Here is a 3,665-nt window from a genome sequence, read left to right as displayed (position 1 = left end):
CGAACTCAACGACAGACCCCGCCAACGATTCGACTTCTGCACCCCCAATGAGATGATCAGAACCTTCCTGTTGCGATAACCGCTAGAAACCGCCGCTCCAGAACGGCCTCAACTGCTACCTAGTTGGACACCATCAGCTGTGCGAGCACCTGCGCCGGCTTGTTGGTGGTGATTTCATGGATCCCGAGGCCCTGGCACAGGGCCACGTCCTTCTCCGAGTCGACGGTCCACACCCGAAAGACCCGTCCCGCCTCCAACCAGCGCTGAACGTTGCGCGCGTGCTCCCGGATGTAGTCGATACCCGGACCGGCAATATGAACTTCACCTGCATCCAGGACCCGTTCGGCCTCGAGCTGGGTTGCCCGCATAACGTTTGCCACCGCCCCGCCCGTCAGGAACCCGAGGCCTAGCTCCTGCCGGATCTCTTTCACGGTGAAGTCATCCACCAACTGGCAGATGTATTCCTTGGGAACGCTCTGTAACAAGCGCTGAACGGAGTCCGTATCAAAGCTCATGAAGGAGATCCGGATATTCTCCAGCCGGGACTCCTCAGGCGTCCAGCCTTCCTCCTCCAGCAGGGCAAGAACACGGTCCTCCAATTTCAGCCCGTACGGACTGGGGTGCTTGAGTTCAATAGCCAAACCAATGTCACGCCCTGCAGCACGGAGGATATCCAGTAGCTCCGGCAACGTCAGGAATTGATCGGATACTCCCCCATACACGTCCGGAATCCGCGCACCCTTCCACGACGAGAAATCCAACGCCCGGAGCTGCTCCAGTGTGTGTTCACCAACCGGGCCCGTGCCAGTGGATGTCCGGTCCAGATTCGCGTCGTGCAGCAGCACAACATGTTGGTCCCGGGTCAGGTGGACGTCGCACTCCACACCGTCGGCGCCGTCGGCAATGGCTTTCAGATAGGCGGCCCTGGTGTGCTCGGCAAAGGCGGCACTGGCACCGCGGTGGGCGTAGACCTTGGGCCGGCTCGGGGCGAAGTCGTCGCTAGTCATGCAGACACGTTAGCCCACCCCGCTGCTCTCCCGGGGGCTACGCTGGGCTAATGCAGGTGAACTCTGAACAAATCCCAGCCGAAGACCTCACCAAGCCAACACCGGCGGCAGGTTCCGCCCCCGCACGCGGCCGTTCCGCCGTCGTCGAACTTTCCGCTGGCGACCTCGAGAAGGCCGCTGCGTTGCTCCGCATGAAACGGCTGGCCCTGGCTCTGCTGATCGCCATGGCGGTGATCTTCACGGTGGCGTTCGCGTTCCAGAAGCAGTACCCGTGGCTTGAATACGTCCGTGCGGCGGCCGAAGGCGGCATGGTGGGTGCACTGGCCGACTGGTTCGCGGTCACGGCACTGTTCAAGTACCCCATGGGCCTGAAAATCCCGCACACCGCCATCATTCCGCGTCGTAAGGACCAGATCGGCGAATCGCTCAGCGACTTCGTCGAGAGCAATTTCCTGTCCCAAGAGGTTGTGCAGGAGAAGTTGGCCAGCATCGACATTGCCCGCAAGGCAGGCACCTGGTTGTCAGCACCTGGCGGTGCAGAGCGCGTAGCCAAGGAAGGCGGCGCGGTGATCCGGGGTGCGTTCACAGTACTGAACGACGATGACGTCCAGTCGGTGATCGAAGGCATGGTCCGCAAGCACCTGCTCACCCCGCCCTGGGGACCGCCCGTGGGCCGGATGGCCGAGCGCATCTTCGCTGACGGCCACCACCACACCTTGGTTGACCTCCTGGTTGACCGCGCGGCCGACTGGGTGGACGCCAACCATGCAACGGTTAACAGGCTCGTCTCGGATCGCTCGCCCCTCTGGGTGCCCACGTTCGTTGACGGCTTGGTGGGTGACCGCGTGTACGTGGAACTGTCCAAATTCGTTCGTGCAGTGCAGGCGGACCAGAACCACCAGGTACGGCAGTCGATCGACGCCTACCTCGCAGATCTTGCCCAGGACCTGCAACACGATCCCGCCATGATCGAGCGCGCCGAATCCATCAAGGCCCAGATCCTCGGCGACCCCGAGGTCCGCGAACTGGCGTCCCGCACCTGGGGAACGGTGAAGACTGCGCTGCTCAACGCAGTAGACGATCCCGACAGCGAACTGAGCCAGCGCTTCAAGAGCGCCGTCCGCGATTTTGGCCACCGACTGGTCAACGACGACGAACTGGCCGGCAAGGTCAACACCTGGATTGGCGACGCTGCCGGGTATCTGGTGAACACGTACCGTTCGGACATCGCCGGCGTCATTTCCGATACCGTGGCCCGCTGGGATGCTGAGGAAACATCGCAAAAGATAGAGCTTCAGGTGGGTAAGGACCTCCAGTACATCCGCATCAACGGAACCGTGGTGGGTGCGCTGGCCGGCTTGGCGATCTTCACGGTGGCGCACCTCCTGTTTGGCTAAGGCTCTGGAGCTATGAAGTCTGCCTTGGTAGCTTCAACCCATGCCTATCAAACTTGAAAACGTCGGTATTGCAGTCCGGGATCTCGAAGAAACCATCGCCTTCTTCACGGATCTGGGGCTCACAGTCTTGGGCCGGGATACGGTCAGCGGTGAGTGGGCCGACACCGCCGTGGGGTTGGACGGCAACCACGCAAAAATTGCGGTGCTCCAAACCCCGGACGGCAAAGGCCAACTCGAGCTCTTCGAATACCTCCACCCTGACGCGATAGAGACGGATCCCACCCTTCCCAACGAGATCGGCATGCATCGCGTGGCTTTCTCGGTTGACGACATCGACCACGCCCTTGAGATAGCCGCCAAGCACGGATGCCACCCGCTGCGCGGTGTGGCGAACTACCAGGACGTCTACAAGCTCACGTATCTTCGCGGCCCCAGCGGGATTCTGGTCATGCTGGCGCAGAAACTCTAAGGGGAGACACGGTCATGCTGACGCACGTCGCTGAAGGCGTTCTGGTTCACGAGAGCGAATTCATCCAGAGCAACTGCACGCTGGTGCAGGGCCGGGACGGCGTGCTGCTGATCGATCCCGGCATCACGGCCAGCGAGATGGCCGTGATCGCGGAGGACCTTCACCGCTTGGGCCAGCCGGTGGTGGCAGGCTTTTCCACGCACCCTGATTGGGATCATGTGCTGTGGCACCCTCCTGCCCGCCGGGGCCGCTGAAATTCCCTGGGACGGACCCACCGTCCGCATTCTGGAGCACCAGGCACACGCACCAGGCCATGCCGCGCTCTTGATCGAAGAACGCGGCGTCCTCGTGGCTGGTGACATGCTTTCGGACATCCTGATGCCATTCCTCGACCTTGAGGCAACGGATCCACTCGCTGACTACCTCGAAGCGTTGCGGCAGTTCGGGGCCGTGGCCGGCGAAGTTGTTGCTGTGGTCCCCGGACACGGTTCCGTGGGCGGAGCTGAGCAGCTGCGGGAGCGCATCGCCATGGACCGCGCGTATGTGCAGGCACTTCAGAAAGGCCGTGATCCCCAAGACCCGCGCGTAGGCCCGGCGGCACCCCTGTACTGGTTGGCCGATGTGCATTCCTGGCAACTGCAGCGGCTGGCCGAGAGAGGGAAGAACTGAGTCTTCTGGACGCTGCCGGTCAGAGGACTGCGGTCATGATGTTCCAGCCTTGGCCGGCCTGAACACGCGCAAGCCAACCACCAGCACCATTACCCGGATACAGCCACAGGGTCCCGGAGGTGT

5 protein-coding genes are annotated in these 3,665 nt (G+C 62.2%); 4 read left to right on the top strand and 1 reads right to left on the bottom strand.

The genetic code is table 11. The features are described from left to right. Positions 1 to 119: 119 nt before the first annotated feature. Complete coding sequence (locus ACIQH5_RS22265) at positions 120 to 1,007, bottom strand: glycerophosphodiester phosphodiesterase (RefSeq protein WP_400407783.1); 888 nt, start codon at positions 1,005 to 1,007, stop codon at positions 120 to 122. Between the two features lie 50 nt (positions 1,008 to 1,057). On the opposite strand from ACIQH5_RS22265, the gene ACIQH5_RS22260 reads away from it, so the two are divergent. The 4 genes from ACIQH5_RS22260 to ACIQH5_RS22245 are packed head-to-tail and all read left to right on the top strand — an operon-like array spanning position 1,058 to position 3,542. Further along, the gene (locus tag ACIQH5_RS22260; protein WP_400407781.1) at positions 1,058 to 2,404 is read left to right on the top strand and encodes a DUF445 domain-containing protein; all 1,347 of its coding nucleotides are present in this window, start codon (positions 1,058 to 1,060) and stop codon (positions 2,402 to 2,404) included. 40 nt (positions 2,405 to 2,444) lie between these two features. Next, positions 2,445 to 2,873 carry a VOC family protein gene (locus ACIQH5_RS22255; protein WP_400407779.1) on the top strand — a complete coding sequence of 143 codons (429 nt, stop codon included), beginning with the start codon at positions 2,445 to 2,447 and terminating at the stop codon, positions 2,871 to 2,873. A 14-nt stretch (positions 2,874 to 2,887) separates the two neighbouring features. Further along, the gene (locus tag ACIQH5_RS22250) at positions 2,888 to 3,127 is read left to right on the top strand and encodes an MBL fold metallo-hydrolase (RefSeq protein WP_400407777.1); all 240 of its coding nucleotides are present in this window, start codon (positions 2,888 to 2,890) and stop codon (positions 3,125 to 3,127) included. Continuing rightward, positions 3,090 to 3,542, top strand: coding sequence for an MBL fold metallo-hydrolase (locus ACIQH5_RS22245; protein ID WP_400407775.1), 453 nt, complete (start codon positions 3,090 to 3,092; stop codon positions 3,540 to 3,542). The genes ACIQH5_RS22250 and ACIQH5_RS22245 overlap by 38 nt, the downstream gene beginning before the upstream one ends. Positions 3,543 to 3,665 lie beyond the last annotated feature (123 nt).

This window comes from Paenarthrobacter sp. NPDC091711 (genome assembly GCF_044756605.1).
Lineage (GTDB): Bacteria > Actinomycetota > Actinomycetes > Actinomycetales > Micrococcaceae > Arthrobacter.
This window is presented reverse-complemented; position numbering and strand designations above follow the sequence as displayed.

Excerpts from the sequence above, each read along its gene's own strand:
- ACIQH5_RS22265 (WP_400407783.1), bottom strand. The coding sequence starts at position 1,007 with ATGACTAGCGACGACTTCGCCCCGAGCCGGCCCAAGGTCTACGCCCAC.
- ACIQH5_RS22260 (WP_400407781.1), top strand. The coding sequence starts at position 1,058 with ATGCAGGTGAACTCTGAACAAATCCCAGCCGAAGACCTCACCAAGCCA.
- ACIQH5_RS22255 (WP_400407779.1), top strand. The coding sequence starts at position 2,445 with ATGCCTATCAAACTTGAAAACGTCGGTATTGCAGTCCGGGATCTCGAA.
- ACIQH5_RS22250 (WP_400407777.1), top strand. The coding sequence starts at position 2,888 with ATGCTGACGCACGTCGCTGAAGGCGTTCTGGTTCACGAGAGCGAATTC.
- ACIQH5_RS22245 (WP_400407775.1), top strand. The coding sequence starts at position 3,090 with ATGTGCTGTGGCACCCTCCTGCCCGCCGGGGCCGCTGAAATTCCCTGG.